This window comes from Streptomyces sp. NPDC055239 (assembly GCF_053606205.1).
The window spans coordinates 514378-528483 of the sequence record NZ_JBSGRD010000003.1 but is presented as its reverse complement, the minus strand read 5'-3'; the positions used below and the strand labels follow the sequence as shown (position 1 = coordinate 528483).

Sequence of the window (14106 nt, the reverse complement as noted above, 5' to 3'; positions counted from 1 at the left end):
ACTGTGACGACGGCGATACCCACCTTCACCGGCGACGCGAGCCCCTACGGCGGCGGCGACCCCTTCGCGGACTACCGCACCGCCGACTTCCCCTTCACCCAGTACGCGAACCTCGCGGACCGCCAGCTCGGCGCGGGCGTCATCGCCGCCAACGACGAGTTCTTCGCGATGCGCGAGAACCTGCTCCTCGCGCACGCCGCCGTGTTCGACCCGGAGCACTTCGGTCACAAGGGCAAGGTCATGGACGGCTGGGAGACCCGCCGCCGCCGTGGTGTCTCGGGTGAGCACCCGTGGCCCACCGCCGACGACCACGACTGGGCGCTCGTACGCCTCGGCGCCCCCGGCGTCGTACGCGGCATCGTCATCGACACCGCCCACTTCCGCGGCAACTACCCGCAGGCCGTCTCCGTCGAGGGCACGAGCGTCGACGGTTCGCCGACCCCCGAGGAACTCCTCTCGGACGACGTGAAGTGGACGACTCTCGTGCCGCGCACGGCAGTCGGCGGACACGCGGCCAACGGCTTCGCCGTCGACGTCGAGCAGCGCTTCACGCACCTGCGCGTCAACCAGCACCCGGACGGCGGCATCGCGCGCCTGCGGGTGTACGGCGAGGTCGTCGCCGACCCCAAGTGGCTCGCCGCGCTCGGCACGTTCGACGTGCTCGCCCTGGAGAACGGCGGCCAGGTCGAGGACGCGTCCGACCGCTTCTACTCCCCGGCCACCAACACCATCCAGCCGGGCCGCTCCCGCAAGATGGACGACGGCTGGGAGACGCGGCGGCGCCGCGACACCGGCAACGACTGGATCCGCTACCAGCTGGTGGGCCAGTCCGAGATCCGCTCCGTCGAGATCGACACGGCGTACCTCAAGGGCAACTCGGCCGGCTGGGCCGCCCTCTCCGTCCGTGACGGCGAGAGTGGCGAGTGGGTCGAGGCGCTGCCCCGTACCCGCCTGCAGCCCGACACCAACCACCGCTTCGTCCTGGACGCCCCGGTCGTCGGCACGCACGTGCGCATCGACATCTTCCCGGACGGCGGCATCTCCCGCCTGCACCTCTTCGGTTCGCTGACCGAGGCGGGCGCGAGCCGTCTCGCGGCGCGTCACCAGGAGCTCGGCGGCTGATCCGGGCCGGGCCGGGCTCGCTGGAGCCCGCTGAAAGACGTGGGGCGCGCCGGGTGGGAATCCCCGGTGCGCCCCATCACCACGCCCGCGTGATCACCATGCCCGCGTGACTCAGGCCCCGTACCCGCCGTCCACCACAAGCTCCGTGCCCGTGATGAACGCCGCGTCGTCCCCGGCCAGGTAGGCGACGAGCGAGGCGATCTCGTCCGCGGAGCCGAAGCGGGCGAGCGCCGTCGCCGCCTTCTGCGGCTCGGCGAACGGGCCGTCGGCCGGGTTCATGTCCGTGTCGACCGAGCCCGGGTGCACGACGTTCACGGTGATGCGCCGCCCGGCGAGCTCCCGGGCCAGCGGCTTGGTCATGCCGACGAGTGCCGCCTTGCTCATGGCGTACAGCGTCGCGCCGGGGCCACCCGCGAACCGCGCGAGTCCGGACCCGGTGGAGATGATCCGGCCCCCGTCGGCCAGCCGCCCGGCCGCTGCCTGCGAGGCCAGGAAGACCGAACGCACGTTGACGGCGAGCACCCGGTCGACGTCGGAGAGCGCCAAGTCACCGATGGGGCCCAGTACTCCGATGCCCGCGTTGTTCACCAGGATGTCCAGGCGGCCCAGATCGTCCGCCGCGCGCTCCACCGCGCCCGCCGCGTCCCCGGGGTCGGCCGCGTCGGCCCTGATGGCGAAGCCGCGCCGCCCGGACGCCTCGATCTTGGCGACGACGTCCTGAGCGGCGGCCTCCCCGTTGACGTACGTGATCGCCACATCGGCACCCTCCTGCGCGAGCCGCAACGCGATCGCCGCGCCTATGCCGCGGCTGCCGCCGGTGACCAGGGCCGTCTTGTCGGTCAGAGAAGACATTCTTCGAACCTCATTCGCGTGGTTATGTTCCGTAATGCGTGAGAAGTGCTTGCGGGTTCAATGAAAGCCGTCGGCGTGCGCTGTGGCTGGCGGGAAATGGACAGCGACGTCCGTGGGGGAGGTCCGTGGGGGAGTGCGATGACTTCCGGGCGGGCGCGGGGTCTGAGTAGGTGAGAGAAGCGAAAAGACCCGGCAAGAACGTGGAGCAGAGAGGCACTCGCCATGAAGGTCACGCTCACCCAGTTCCAGACCCTGGACGGCGTCATCCAGGCCCCGGGCGGCCCTGAGGAGGACCGCAGCAGCGGCTTCGAGCACGGCGGCTGGTCGTTCCCCTTCGACGACGAGGACTTCGGCGCCTTCGTCACCGAGAACTTCGACCGGGTCGACGCCTTCCTGCTCGGGCGGCGTACGTACGAGATCTTCGCCTCGTACTGGCCGAAGAAGACCGACCCCGCGGACCCGGTGGCATCGCGGCTCAACTCGCTGCCCAAGTACGTGGCGAGCACCACGCTCACCAGCAGCGACTGGCCGGGCACGCGGTTCATCGGCCGTGACGACCTGGTCAAGGACGTCACGCTCCTCAAGGAGCAGCCGGGGCGTGAACTCCAGTTGCACGGCAGTGCGGGCCTCGCCCAGTCCCTGCTGGCGCACGACCTGATCGACACCGTGCACCTGCTGACGTTCCCCGTGGCGCTCGGCACCGGCAAGCGCCTCTTCGCCGAGGGCGGCCTGCCCACGGCGTTCAGGACCACCGCGTCGCGGATGACGTCCAAGGGCGTCGTCATCAGCTCCTACGAGCGCGCGGGCCGCCCCGAGTACGGCAGTTTCTGACGCGGCCAGGACCGCACGGACCGCTGGCCCGGACCGCACAGGCCACTGGCCAGGACCGCACGGTGAGACGGCCGCCGCCGTCCCTTCCCGGCGCGATCTCCGCCGGATACGGTGATCGACCCACGTGAGAGCCGCCGAAGTCTCCACACCGCCGCATCCGTTGGAGATCGCGCCCCGTGTCGACGCTCGCCGCTCCCGCCGCGCCCGCAGCGCGCCGCGCCTGGCTCACCGATCTGCCCGTCCTGCTCGTCGCCGTGGTCTGGGGCGCCAGCTATCTGGCGGCGAAGGGCATCACGACGACGCACACGGTCGTCGCCGTCCTGGTGCTGCGGTTCGCCGTCGTGCTGCCCGCGCTCGTGGTGGCCGGATGGCGCGGCCTGCGCGCCCTCACGGCGCCGCAGTGGCGCGGGGCGGGAACGCTCGGCCTGATCCTCAGCGGGATCTTCCTCCTGGAGACGTACGGCGTCGTCCACACATCGGCGACCAACGCGGGCCTCATCATCAGCCTCACCATGATCTTCACCCCGCTCGCCGAGGCCGCGGTGACGCGGAAGAGCCCGCCGCGCGCGTTCCTCGCGGCGGCCGGACTCTCCGTCCTCGGGGTGGTCCTGCTGACCCAGGGCGCCGGTTTCACCCGGCCGTCGCTGGGGGACGGCCTGATCCTTCTGGCGGCTCTCGCGCGCACGGTGCACGTCCTCGCGATGTCCCGGATCAAGGCGGTCAAGGACGCCGGAGACGCGGATTCGCTGTCGCTCACGACCGTGCAACTGGGCTCAGCGGTGGTCGTGTTCGCGGTGCTCGCCGCCGCCGGTACGGGGGCCTCGCCCTGGTCCGTCGCCGCCGGCTTCGGGGCGCGGGAGTGGGCAGGGCTGCTCTTCCTCTCCGTGTTCTGCACGCTCTTCGCCTTCTTCGTACAGATGTGGGCGGTGCGCAGGACGTCTCCTTCGCGGGTGAGCCTGCTCCTCGGCACGGAGCCGTTGTGGGCGGCCGCGGTGGGGATCGCGGTGGGCGGGGAGCGGCTGGGTGTGGTGGGTCTGGTGGGAGGTGTGCTGGTTCTGGTGGGGACCAGTTGGGGGCGTCGGGCGCGGTGATACGTTCCGTGGTCGATCAAGATCGATCAAGGAGGAACGTCCATGGGGGACTTCGAGCAGAAATTTGCCAGAAGCGCTGAAAACCGCCGCAATTGGGGTGCTGTGCTTCTCGCCGCGGCCGCCGCGATCTGGTTCGTGCTCGCGTGGCAGCTGATGATGCCGTTCAGCGACGGGGACGACGAGTACCCCAGCAGCCGTAAGTGCGAGTCGATGCTGTTCTACGAGGGCGACGACCCGACGTGGCAGGACGACACGTGGGACGACTGCCGTGCGCAGCGCCGGTGGCCCGAAATGCTGGGCTGGCTGGGGCTTTCGGTGCCGCTCTCGGTGGTGGGCGCGGCGCTCTACACCAACGGGGCCACCAGTCGGCAGCTGCGTGAGTACATGGCGGAGCACCGCATCGCCGCGGCCAAGGATGCCGCGGCCAAGGACGCCGCAGCGGAGGCCGCAGCGGAGGCCGCAGCGGAGGCCGTTGCCGAGAAGGCCGCCGACGAGAAGAGCGCCGTCGAGAAGGGCGCCGACGAGAAGGACTGACGGCGGCGAACCGATGGCGCTCGGTTAACTCCCGGAAAATTCACCGAACTTGACGTTGACACAACAACCTCTACGCGCGTCACACTGGTCGCATGCGAATCCCCCCACGAATCGTGAGCGTCACCGCCCTCGCCGCCGCCCTGCTCATCGGCGGCCCCGTCGCCGCCTCAGCGAGCCCGGCCCCCGACCACCACGCCCCCACCTCGACGGCGTACTCCATCACCGCCGTCGGTGACATCTGCTACTCCAAGCTGCCCGACCAGGCGCACGACACCCTGGACCTGATCGAGGCGGGCGGCCCCTACCCGTATCCGCAGGACAACACCGTCTTCTCGAACAGGGAAGGCATCCTGCCCTCCCAGAGCTCGGGCTACTACCACGAGTACACCGTGGTGACGCCGGGCTCACCGGACCGCGGCGCGCGCCGCATCGTGACCGGTGAGAAGAACGAGGAGGACTACTACACGGCCGACCACTACGAGTCCTTCGACCTGGTCGACCGCTCCTGCTGAGACCTAACGGGGCTTTCGGCTCTCCGCGAGGGCGAACAGCGCGAGCGCGAGCACGATGAGAGTGACGCCCGCGTAGATCTCGTAGCCGTCGAGGAACCCGATCCGCTGCACGATGCCCCAGCCGCGCAACCGGCCGGTCAGCTCGTGCACCAGGGCGGCCACGCCCTGGATCAGGAGAAGGACGCCCAAGACCTCAAGTAGCTGCTTCATACCGAAGAGCCTCGCCCCGTGGACTCCCCACGCACATCGGCCACGGGGCGAGGCTTCTTCCCTCCGGCACCCTCCCAAAGTCTGCGCGTGCGCGACTTTGGTCGATGATCATGTGCGGACGGCGCCCGATGCCCCCGACAGTGCGTAGATTTATCGACCATGAGCGGCAATGAGCCCCCGTCGGCACCCCCGTCGGCACCCTCGGCAGTCCCGGCTCCCCTGGCCAGGCGCCCATGGGCGCTGCCTTCGGCCCTCGCCGCCGAATTCGACCCGGACCGCACGCCGGGCAAGGGCAAGCGCAGGGCCCGGCGGACCCTGCGCGACTGGCTGGTCGACTTCGCCTGCTTCTTCGTGGCCGTCGGCATCGGCATGGTGGGCGCGGACGCGGTCAGCGGCAACCCGCACGTCTCCCCGGGCTTCGTGGAGGCCGACCAGGTCATCGGCGCGCTCGCCTGCGCCGCTGTCTGGCTGCGCAGGCGCTGGCCGGTCGGCCTCGCCATCGCCATGGTGCCGATCAGTGTGCTCTCGGACACCGCGGGCGGCGCTGCCGCGGTCGCCCTGTTCACCCTCGCGGTGCACCGCCCCTTCCGGTACGTCGGCTGGATCGGCGGGCTCTCGATCGCGGTCCTTCCGCTCACCTACTGGCTGCGGCCCGACGCCGACGTGCCGTATCTGGTAGCAGTACTCTTCGGGACGCTGCTCAGTGTCGGCGTCATCGGCTGGGGCATGTTCGTGCGCTCACGCCGCCAGCTCCTGCTGAGCCTGCGCGACCGCGCGATCCGCGCCGAGAACGAGGCGGCGCTCCGTGCCGAACAGGCCCAGCGCCTGGCCCGCGAGTCCATCGCCCGCGAGATGCACGACGTGCTCGCCCACCGCCTGACCCTGCTCAGCGTGCACGCCGGAGCCCTGGAGTTCCGCCCGGACGCACCCCGTCAGGAGATCGTCCGCGCGGCCGGTGTCATCCGGGAGAGCGCGCACGAAGCGCTGCAGGATCTGCGCGAGGTGATCGGGGTGCTGCGCGGTGGCAGTGGCGGCGCCGACGGCGAGGCGTCCGGCCGCCCGCAGCCGACCCTCGCCGCCCTGGAGACCCTGGTCGCCGAGTCCCGTGACGCGGGCATGAAGGTCGTGCTCGACCACCGCGTCGCCGACTCGGCCGCCGTGCCCGCCGCCGTCGGCCGCACCGCCTACCGCATCGCACAGGAGGGCCTGACCAACGCCCGCAAGCACGCGCCGGGCGCCGAGGTGACGGTCCTGGTGTCCGGCGCCCCCGGCGAAGGCCTCACCCTCTCGGTACGCAACCCGCCGCCGCCCGGCGACGTGCCGGCCGTTCCCGGTTCCGGCCAGGGGCTCATCGGCCTCACGGAGCGGGCCATGCTCGCGGGCGGCCGCATCGAGCACGGGTCCGCGGGGGACGGCGGGTTCCGCGTCGACGCCTGGCTGCCCTGGGACGCGCCCTCCGGCCGGGGCGGCGAGGCTCGTTAGTGTGGGCTCCATGAACCCGATCCGCGTGCTCCTCGTCGACGACGATCCGCTGGTCCGCGCAGGTCTGTCCTTCATGCTGGGCGGCGCGGACGACATCGAGATCGTCGGCGAGGCGGCGGACGGAACCCAGGTGCCCCCACTGGTCGCCGAACTCCGCCCCGACGTCGTACTGATGGACATCCGCATGCCCACGATGGACGGCCTCGCGGCGACGGAGGCCCTGCGGGGGCGCCCCGACGCCCCCGAGGTCATCGTCCTCACGACGTTCCACGCCGACGAACAGGTGCTGCGGGCGCTGCGGGCCGGGGCGGCCGGGTTCGTCCTCAAGGACACCCCGCCCGCCGAGATCGTCGCGGCGGTACGGGCGGTCGCGGCGGGGGAGCCGGTGCTCTCGCCCACGGTGACACAGCAGTTGATCACCCAGGTGACGGGCGTGGACCCCCAACAGGGCCGCCGCGAGCGTGCGTTGGAGCGGCTCGCGCTCCTCGGGGAGCGGGAGAGGGAGGTGGCGGTCGCGGTGGGCCGTGGCGCGTCGAACGCGGACATCGCGGCAGAGCTCTACCTCAGCGTGGCCACCGTAAAGGCCCACGTCTCCCGAGTCCTGACGAAGCTGGACCTCAACAACCGGGTGCAGATCGCACTGTTGGCGCATGACGCGGGGCTGCTGGACGGGGTGGAGTAGACCCGGACCGCCCCCGGGCCACCCTGTCCCCGGAGTTCACACCCCGGCGATCTCTTCCACCCGCACCAACCGCCGTTCCCGTCGCGACAGTTCACACGCCTCGGCGATCCGCAGCGCCTCAAGGGCCTCCCGCCCGTCGCAGGGGTTCGGGCGTTCGCCGCGTACGACGTCGACGAACGCCGCGAGCTCCGCCTCGTACGCGGGAGCGAACCGTTCAAGGAAGCCGGGCCACGGCTTCTCGGGCGGTGGCGGGCCCCCGGGCTCCACGGACGACAGGGGCGTGCGGTCGTCGAAGCCGGCCGCGATCTGGTCGTCCTCTCCGGCCAGCTCCATCCGTACGTCGTAGCCCGCGCCGTTGCACCGCGTGGCCGTCGCCGTGGCGAGGGTGCCGTCGTCGAGGGTGAGGAGCGCCGCTGCCGTGTCGACGTCGTCCGCCTCGCGGAACATCGCGGGCCCGGCGTCCGACCCGGTCGCGTACACCTCCGTCACCTCGCGCCCCGTCACCCACCGCACCATGTCGAAGTCGTGGACCAGACAGTCGCGGTAGAGGCCGCCGGAGAGCGGGAGATACGCGGCAGGCGGCGGCGCGGGGTCGGAGGTCATCGCCCGGACCGTGTGCAGCCGCCCGAGCCGCCCCGACCGCACGGCCTCGCGCGCCGCCACGTACCCCGCGTCGAACCTCCGCTGGAAGCCGAGCTGGAGCACCGTGCCCGCGGATTCGACCTCCTGGAGCGCGGTCAGCGTGCCGGGCAGATCGAGGGCGATGGGCTTCTCGCAGAAGACCGGAAGCCCCGCACGCGCCGCCTTGCCGATCAGCTCGGCGTGCGCGGAGGTCGCCGCCGTGATCACCACCGCGTCTATGGCCCCCGACCGGCCGCTCCCCGTGAAGATGTCGTCCACCGAAGCCGCCGACGCGGCGCCGATCCGTGCCGCGAGCCCCGCCGCGCGTCCGACATCGGCGTCGGCGACGACCAGTGCGTCCACCTCGGGATGCCGATGAAGAGCCGCAGAGTGAAATGTGCCGATACGGCCCGTTCCGATCAGTCCGATGCGCATGGACCCACCCTCGCCACGCCCCGCGATCCTGTCAATCCTTTGTCCGGACAACAGAACTTCAGAACTTCCCGTCATCATTCCCTGCGACTACGCTCCCCATGTGCCCAAATCAGCCGCCAAACCAGCCGTGGACCCGACCGTCTCCCTCCAGCTCGGCGTCGACCGCAGCAGCCCGGTCCCGCTGTACTTCCAGCTGTCCCAGCAGCTGGAGGCGGCGATCGAGCGCGGCGCCCTGACACCGGGCACCCTGCTCGGCAACGAGATCGAGCTGGCGGGGCGACTCGGTCTCTCCCGGCCGACCGTCCGCCAGGCCATCCAGTCGCTCGTCGACAAGGGGCTGCTCGTGCGCCGCAGGGGAGTCGGCACCCAGGTCGTGCACAGCCAGGTCAAGCGCCCCCTCGAGCTCAGCAGCCTCTACGACGACCTGGAGGCGGCGGGCCAGCGCCCCGAGACCCGCGTACTGCGCAACACCGTCGAGCCCGCGTCCGCCGAGGTGGCCGCCGCGCTCGGTGTCGCGGAGGGCGAGGAAGTACACCTGGTCGAGCGGCTCCGTCTGGCCCACGGGGAGCCCATGGCGTTCCTGCGCAACCGCCTGCCGTCCGGCCTGATCGCCCTCGACACCGCTCGGCTCGAAGCCACCGGCCTCTACCGTCTGATGCGTGCCGCGAGCATCACCCTGCACAGCGCGCGCCAGTCCGTGGGCGCCCGCGCCGCCACCGCCGACGAGGGCGAACGCCTCGGTGAGCCCGAGGGGGCCCCGCTGCTCACGATGCAGCGCACGACCTTCGACGACACGGGCCGCGCGGTCGAGTTCGGCTCGCACATCTACCGGGCCTCGCGCTACTCCTTCGAGTTCCAGCTCCTCGTACGGCCGTAGGGGCGGGCCCGGCCGTCCCAGGCCGGGCCCGCCCCTACGGGTCTCATGGACGCGTCACCATCGGTACCAGCGCCCCTTTCTGCCTCCGCTCGCAGCCGGGCGGATCACGAAGCCCAGCAGCCACACCACGAGCAGGATCACCGCGACCCACCACAGGGCCTTGAGCGCGAAACCCGCACCGAAGAGGATCAGAGCCAGAAGAAGAACCAGAATCAGGGGAACCATTGTTATCAACCTCCTGGCCACCAGGTGCTCCTGGACCTGACCTACAAACACACAAAAGGTGTGTTTCTTTCAGGGGTTGAAGGGCACGCGCGGCCGTCCGACAGGGAGCCCGGAAGGGCACTTGCGGCCTCTTGATCCGATCGCGTCGATGATGTTTGCCGGGCGACTGAGCGGCTACCCGAACCGGCAGCACATGAAGTCGATGCCAAGGGAGCGTGAGCGGACATGACCGCCAACGAGAAGGCCAAGGCGAAGACCGAGCAGGTCACCGGTGCTGCCAAGGAAGCCGCCGGACGGGCCGTGGGCAACGAACGCCTCACCGCCGAAGGCCGCGCCCAGCAGGTGAAGGGCGACGCACGCCAGGCCAAGGAAAAGACCAAGGACATCGGCAAGCACTGACGACCACGGCAACAGCGCAGGGGCCGCCCCGAGAGCCGGGGCGGCCCCTGCGTGCGTATACCAACTCGCCAACAGTCGTCAGAATGTTCTGACAAATCCATTGACGCTGCCGCGCGCCCGCCGCTAGAACTCCCCCAGCCGCATTCGAGCGGCCGGGAGAAGAGGTGGTCCCACCATGCGTACCCCGCGTACCCCGCGTACCCCGCGGCATAGCGCCCGCACGGCAGCAGCTCTCATAGCGGTGATCGCGCTCGCGGCCGGGTGCAGCAGCTCCGGCGGCAAGGGCGACGAGGACAAGTCGGGAGACAGCGGTGGAGGCGGCAAAGGCGTGGACACGCCCCGTCTCAAGATCGCGATGGTCACGCACTCCGGCGAGGGCGACACCTTCTGGGACATCGTCCAGAGCGGCGCCAAGCAGGCGGCCCGCAAGGACAACGTCGATTTCCTCTACTCCAACGACAAAGAGGCCAAGGGGCAGGCCGAGCTCGTCCAGTCGGCGATCGACAAGAAGGTCGACGGCATCGTCGTCACCCTGGCCAAGCCCGAGGCGATGAAGGCGGTACTCGGTAAAGCCGAGGCCGCCGGGATACCGGTCGTCACGATCAACTCCGGCGGCGAGTTCTCCGCCGACTTCGGCGCGCTGAGCCACATCGGGCAGGACGAGTCGGTGGCGGGCGAGGCCGTGGGCGAAGAGCTGAACAAGCGCGGCAAGAAGAAGGCTCTCTGCGTCATCCACGAACAGGGCAACGTCTCGCTCGAGGAGCGCTGCGCGGGCGTGAAGAAGACCTTCAAGGGCTCGGTGGCGAACCTCAACGTCGAGGGGACCAACGCGCCCGGCGCCCAGTCCTCCATCAGTGCCAACCTCCAGGCCACCAAGGACATCGACGCGGTGGTCGCTCTCGGCGCGCCCGTCGCGGCCATTTCGGTGAAGGCCAAAGAAGACGCGAAGAGCAAGGCGGAAGTCGACACCTTCGACCTGAACGCCGAGGTCGTCAAGCGCCTCAAGGCCAAGGAGGTCGGCTTCGCCGTCGACCAGCAGCCCTACCTCCAGGGCTATCTCGCCATAGACGAGCTGTGGCTCTACAAGACCAACGCGAACGTCCTCGGCGGCGGCAAGCCCGTCCTCACCGGACCCGCGATCGTCACCGGGAAGGACGTGCCGAAGCTGGAGAAGTACACGGCCCGCGGTACCCGATGAACACACGCGTGATCCGCGTGGTCGATACTTGGGCGGCTGGGGCCGGGGATCCGGACCGGCCTCATCGAAGAGCAGAGCTAGAAGGGCACGGCGTCGTGGCAAGGGTTCAGACAGGGGTACGTGCGGTGGGCGCCGTGCTGGTCGCGGTGCTCGGGGTATCCCTCGCGGGGTGCAGCAGCACCGGCGGCAAGCGCGCCGAGGACGCACGCAAGGCGGCAACGGCACAGGGCAAGGCGGCGGTGAACACGCCCAACTGGACGTTCGGGATGGTGACCCACTCGGGTGACGGCGACACGTTCTGGGACATCGTCCAGAGCGGCGCCGAGCAGGCCGCCGTCAAGGACAACATCAAGTTCCTCTACGCCCACAACGCCGAGGCCCAGCAGCAGGCCCAGCTCGTGGACTCGTACATCGACAAGAAGGTCGACGGCATCATCGTCAGCCTCGCCAAGCCCGCCGCGATGAAGGGCGCCCTGGCCCGCGCCAAGAAGGCCGGCATCCCGGTGATCACCGTGAACTCCGGCTCCGCGGAGTCCAAGGAGTTCGGCGCGCTCACGCACATCGGGCAGGACGAGACGATCGCGGGCGAGGCCGTCGGCGACGAGCTCAACAAGCGCGGCAAGAAGAAGGCGCTCTGCATCCTGCACGAGCAGGGCAACGTCGGGCACGAGCAGCGCTGCGACGGCGCCAAGAAGACCTTCGACGGCAAGCTGCAGAACCTGTACGTGACCGGCACGAACATGCCCGACGTGCAGTCCTCCATCGAGGCCCGCCTCCAGTCCGACAAGTCCATCGACTCGGTCGTCACGCTCGGCGCGCCCTTCGCTGACGCCGCGGTCAAGGCCAAGGACAGCGCGGGCAGCAAGGCGGAGGTCGACACCTTCGACCTGAACGAGAAGGTCGCCGCGGGCCTGAAGTCCGGCACGCTCGGCTTCGCCGTCGACCAGCAGCCCTACCTCCAGGGCTACGAGGCCGTGGACCTGCTCTGGCTCTACAAGTACAACGCCGATGTGCTCGGCGGCGGCAAGCCGGTCCTGACCGGACCGCAGATCATCACCAAGGATCAGGCCGCCGAGCTGGAGGAATACGCGAAGCGAGGGACCCGATGACAGCGACAGCTCCGGCGCCCGCGCCTTCCCCGGGCCCTGCGGACACCAAGACGGACGAGCGCCTCCTGAAGGCCTCGCCGCTGAAGAAGCTGATGGGCCGCCCCGAGCTCGGCTCCGTCGTCGGCGCCATCGCCGTCTTCATCTTCTTCGCGGTCGCCGCAGACAGCTTCCTGCAGGCCAACAGCCTCGCCACGGTGCTCTACGCGGCATCGACGCTCGGCATCATGGCGGTGCCGGTGGCCCTGCTGATGATCGGCGGCGAGTTCGACCTGTCGGCGGGCGTCATGGTGACGACCTCGGCGCTGATCTCGTCGATGTTCAGCTACCAGATGACGGCCAACGTCTGGGTCGGCGTGCTCGTCTCGCTGGTCGTCACGCTCGCGATCGGCGTCTTCAACGGCGTGATGCTGACACGCACCGACCCGCCGAGCTTCATCATCACGCTCGGTACGTTCCTGATGCTGACCGGCATGAACCTCGGCTTCACCAAGCTGATCAGCGACACGGTCTCCACGAAGTCGATCGCCGACATGGAGGGCTTCTCCTCCGCCAAGAACGTCTTCGCCTCGACGCTCACCATCGGCGGCGTCGACTTCAAGATCACGATTCTCTGGTGGCTGGGCCTGATCGCGGTCGCCACCTGGATCCTGCTCCGCACCCGCGTCGGCAACTGGATCTTCGCGGTCGGCGGCGGCGAGGAGGCGGCCCGCGCGGTCGGAGTGCCGGTCGCCATCACCAAGATCGGTCTGTACATGGGCGTCGCCTTCGGCGCCTGGATCTCGGGCCAGCACCTGCTCTTCTCGTACGACGTCGTCCAGTCGGGCGAGGGTGTCGGCAACGAGCTGATCTACATCATCGCGGCCGTCATCGGCGGCTGTCTGATCACCGGCGGCTACGGCTCCGCGGTCGGCGCGGCCGTCGGCGCCCTGATCTTCGGCATGGTCAGCAAGGGCATCGTGTTCGCCGAGTGGAACCCGGACTGGTTCAAGTTCTTCCTCGGAGTGATGCTGCTCCTGGCGACCCTGCTCAACCACTGGGTCCGCAAGCGCGCGGAGGCGACGAAGTGACCACCGACACGACCAACGCCACCGACGCGGTGCCGGACCCGGAGCCCGGCCGCACCCCGCTCGTCGAGCTCGACGACGTCAGTAAGTACTACGGCAACATCCGCGCCCTCGAAGGCGTCTCCCTGGAGGTCCACGCGGGTGAGATCTCCTGCGTCCTCGGCGACAACGGCGCGGGCAAGTCGACCCTCATCAAGATCATCGCGGGCCTGCACCGGCACGACGCGGGAGACTTCCGCATCGACGGAGAGGACGCGAAGCTCGGCTCGCCGCGCGAGGCCCTCGACCGCGGCATCGCCACGGTCTACCAGGACCTCGCCGTGGTCCCGCTGATGCCGGTCTGGCGCAACTTCTTCCTCGGCTCCGAGCCGACGAAGGGCGTGGGCCCCTTCAAGCGCCTGGACGTCGACCTCATGCGCAGGACGACCCGCGCGGAGCTGCTGCGCATGGGCATCGATCTGCGGGACGTCGACCAGCCCATCGGCACCCTGTCGGGCGGTGAGCGCCAGTGCGTGGCGATCGCGCGCGCCGTCTACTTCGGCGCCAAGGTCCTGGTCCTCGACGAGCCGACGGCGGCGCTCGGCGTCAAGCAGTCGGGCGTCGTCCTGAAGTACGTGGCCGCTGCCAGGGACGCGGGCCTCGGAGTGGTTTTGATCACCCACAACCCCCACCACGCCTACCTGGTCGGCAACCGCTTCGTCCTCCTCAAGCGCGGCACGATGTTCGGCAGCTACGCCCGCGACGAGGTCACTCTGGATGAACTGACCCGCCAGATGGCGGGCGGCTCCGAGCTGGACGACTTGCGTCACGAGCTGGAGGACAAGGCCCCGTAGGGGAAGCGCCCGTAGGGGCGCGGGGAACT

At 70.0% G+C, this 14106-nt stretch carries 17 protein-coding genes; 13 read left to right on the top strand and 4 right to left on the bottom strand.

From position 1 onward, the window contains the following. Nucleotides 1-3: 3 nt before the first annotated feature. Nucleotides 4-1122: an allantoicase gene (gene alc / locus ACWFRJ_RS13190; protein ID WP_453528402.1), complete on the top strand. Its 1119-nt coding sequence runs from the start codon at nt 4-6 to the stop codon at nt 1120-1122. A gap of 111 nt (nt 1123-1233) precedes the next feature. On the opposite strand, the gene ACWFRJ_RS13185 is transcribed toward alc, so the two are convergent. Beyond that, nucleotides 1234-1974, bottom strand: a complete 741-nt coding sequence (locus ACWFRJ_RS13185) for an SDR family NAD(P)-dependent oxidoreductase (protein ID WP_453528399.1) — start codon at nt 1972-1974, stop codon at nt 1234-1236. A 222-nt stretch (nt 1975-2196) separates the two neighbouring features. Here ACWFRJ_RS13185 and ACWFRJ_RS13180 point away from each other — a divergent pair, with 222 nt between their 5' ends. The 4 genes from ACWFRJ_RS13180 (at nt 2197) to ACWFRJ_RS13165 (ending at nt 4942) form a co-directional block, all read left to right on the top strand. After that, entirely contained in the window at nt 2197-2805 is a 609-nt protein-coding gene (locus ACWFRJ_RS13180) for a dihydrofolate reductase family protein (protein ID WP_453528396.1), read from the top strand. A 176-nt stretch (nt 2806-2981) separates the two neighbouring features. Next, nucleotides 2982-3896: a DMT family transporter gene (locus tag ACWFRJ_RS13175; RefSeq protein ID WP_453528393.1), complete on the top strand. Its 915-nt coding sequence runs from the start codon at nt 2982-2984 to the stop codon at nt 3894-3896. Between the two features lie 102 nt (nt 3897-3998). Next, nucleotides 3999-4430: a hypothetical protein gene (locus tag ACWFRJ_RS13170; protein WP_453528390.1), complete on the top strand. Its 432-nt coding sequence runs from the start codon at nt 3999-4001 to the stop codon at nt 4428-4430. 92 nt (nt 4431-4522) lie between these two features. Next, the gene (locus tag ACWFRJ_RS13165) at nt 4523-4942 is read left to right on the top strand and encodes a ribonuclease domain-containing protein (protein ID WP_453528387.1); all 420 of its coding nucleotides are present in this window, start codon (nt 4523-4525) and stop codon (nt 4940-4942) included. Nucleotides 4943-4945: 3 nt separating this feature from the next. Here the strand turns inward: ACWFRJ_RS13165 and ACWFRJ_RS13160 are convergent, their stop codons facing one another. Continuing rightward, complete coding sequence (locus ACWFRJ_RS13160; protein ID WP_453528384.1) at nt 4946-5152, bottom strand: hypothetical protein; 207 nt, start codon at nt 5150-5152, stop codon at nt 4946-4948. A gap of 159 nt (nt 5153-5311) precedes the next feature. On the opposite strand from ACWFRJ_RS13160, the gene ACWFRJ_RS13155 reads away from it, so the two are divergent. Together ACWFRJ_RS13155 and ACWFRJ_RS13150 are read left to right on the top strand one after the other, a co-directional pair. Beyond that, nucleotides 5312-6634: a sensor histidine kinase gene (locus tag ACWFRJ_RS13155; RefSeq protein ID WP_453528382.1), complete on the top strand. Its 1323-nt coding sequence runs from the start codon at nt 5312-5314 to the stop codon at nt 6632-6634. A gap of 10 nt (nt 6635-6644) precedes the next feature. Next, a complete protein-coding gene (locus tag ACWFRJ_RS13150; protein ID WP_453528379.1) occupies nt 6645-7316 on the top strand; it encodes a response regulator in 672 nt (223 codons plus the stop codon). A gap of 36 nt (nt 7317-7352) precedes the next feature. Here ACWFRJ_RS13150 and ACWFRJ_RS13145 read toward each other — a convergent pair whose 3' ends face one another. Continuing rightward, nucleotides 7353-8372: a Gfo/Idh/MocA family protein gene (locus ACWFRJ_RS13145; RefSeq protein WP_453528376.1), complete on the bottom strand. Its 1020-nt coding sequence runs from the start codon at nt 8370-8372 to the stop codon at nt 7353-7355. Nucleotides 8373-8499: 127 nt separating this feature from the next. Between ACWFRJ_RS13145 and ACWFRJ_RS13140 the strand changes: the two genes are divergently transcribed. Then, nucleotides 8500-9249, top strand: coding sequence for a GntR family transcriptional regulator (locus ACWFRJ_RS13140; protein ID WP_389901564.1), 750 nt, complete (start codon nt 8500-8502; stop codon nt 9247-9249). Between the two features lie 54 nt (nt 9250-9303). Here ACWFRJ_RS13140 and ACWFRJ_RS13135 read toward each other — a convergent pair whose 3' ends face one another. Then, nucleotides 9304-9474, bottom strand: coding sequence for a hydrophobic protein (locus ACWFRJ_RS13135; protein ID WP_389901562.1), 171 nt, complete (start codon nt 9472-9474; stop codon nt 9304-9306). Nucleotides 9475-9699: 225 nt separating this feature from the next. Here ACWFRJ_RS13135 and ACWFRJ_RS13130 point away from each other — a divergent pair, with 225 nt between their 5' ends. The 5 genes from ACWFRJ_RS13130 (at nt 9700) to ACWFRJ_RS13110 (ending at nt 14077) form a co-directional block, all read left to right on the top strand. Next, nucleotides 9700-9873, top strand: coding sequence for a CsbD family protein (locus tag ACWFRJ_RS13130; protein ID WP_453528371.1), 174 nt, complete (start codon nt 9700-9702; stop codon nt 9871-9873). Nucleotides 9874-10048: 175 nt separating this feature from the next. After that, a complete protein-coding gene (locus tag ACWFRJ_RS13125) occupies nt 10049-11071 on the top strand; it encodes a sugar ABC transporter substrate-binding protein (RefSeq protein ID WP_453528368.1) in 1023 nt (340 codons plus the stop codon). Between the two features lie 95 nt (nt 11072-11166). After that, nucleotides 11167-12180 (top strand): sugar ABC transporter substrate-binding protein, encoded by a 1014-nt coding sequence (locus ACWFRJ_RS13120; protein WP_453528365.1) that lies wholly within the window; start codon nt 11167-11169, stop codon nt 12178-12180. Further along, entirely contained in the window at nt 12177-13247 is a 1071-nt protein-coding gene (locus tag ACWFRJ_RS13115) for an ABC transporter permease (protein ID WP_453528362.1), read from the top strand. Before ACWFRJ_RS13120 ends, ACWFRJ_RS13115 begins: the two co-directional genes overlap by 4 nt. Beyond that, nucleotides 13244-14077 (top strand): ATP-binding cassette domain-containing protein, encoded by an 834-nt coding sequence (locus tag ACWFRJ_RS13110; RefSeq protein ID WP_453528359.1) that lies wholly within the window; start codon nt 13244-13246, stop codon nt 14075-14077. The genes ACWFRJ_RS13115 and ACWFRJ_RS13110 overlap by 4 nt, the downstream gene beginning before the upstream one ends. Nucleotides 14078-14106 lie beyond the last annotated feature (29 nt).

Excerpts from the sequence above, each read along its gene's own strand:
- ACWFRJ_RS13185 (WP_453528399.1), bottom strand. The coding sequence starts at position 1,974 with ATGTCTTCTCTGACCGACAAGACGGCCCTGGTCACCGGCGGCAGCCGC.
- ACWFRJ_RS13180 (WP_453528396.1), top strand. The coding sequence starts at position 2,197 with ATGAAGGTCACGCTCACCCAGTTCCAGACCCTGGACGGCGTCATCCAG.
- ACWFRJ_RS13165 (WP_453528387.1), top strand. The coding sequence starts at position 4,523 with ATGCGAATCCCCCCACGAATCGTGAGCGTCACCGCCCTCGCCGCCGCC.
- ACWFRJ_RS13160 (WP_453528384.1), bottom strand. The coding sequence starts at position 5,152 with ATGAAGCAGCTACTTGAGGTCTTGGGCGTCCTTCTCCTGATCCAGGGC.
- ACWFRJ_RS13155 (WP_453528382.1), top strand. The coding sequence starts at position 5,312 with ATGAGCGGCAATGAGCCCCCGTCGGCACCCCCGTCGGCACCCTCGGCA.
- ACWFRJ_RS13150 (WP_453528379.1), top strand. The coding sequence starts at position 6,645 with ATGAACCCGATCCGCGTGCTCCTCGTCGACGACGATCCGCTGGTCCGC.
- ACWFRJ_RS13145 (WP_453528376.1), bottom strand. The coding sequence starts at position 8,372 with ATGCGCATCGGACTGATCGGAACGGGCCGTATCGGCACATTTCACTCT.
- ACWFRJ_RS13135 (WP_389901562.1), bottom strand. The coding sequence starts at position 9,474 with ATGGTTCCCCTGATTCTGGTTCTTCTTCTGGCTCTGATCCTCTTCGGT.
- ACWFRJ_RS13130 (WP_453528371.1), top strand. The coding sequence starts at position 9,700 with ATGACCGCCAACGAGAAGGCCAAGGCGAAGACCGAGCAGGTCACCGGT.
- ACWFRJ_RS13125 (WP_453528368.1), top strand. The coding sequence starts at position 10,049 with ATGCGTACCCCGCGTACCCCGCGTACCCCGCGGCATAGCGCCCGCACG.
- ACWFRJ_RS13115 (WP_453528362.1), top strand. The coding sequence starts at position 12,177 with ATGACAGCGACAGCTCCGGCGCCCGCGCCTTCCCCGGGCCCTGCGGAC.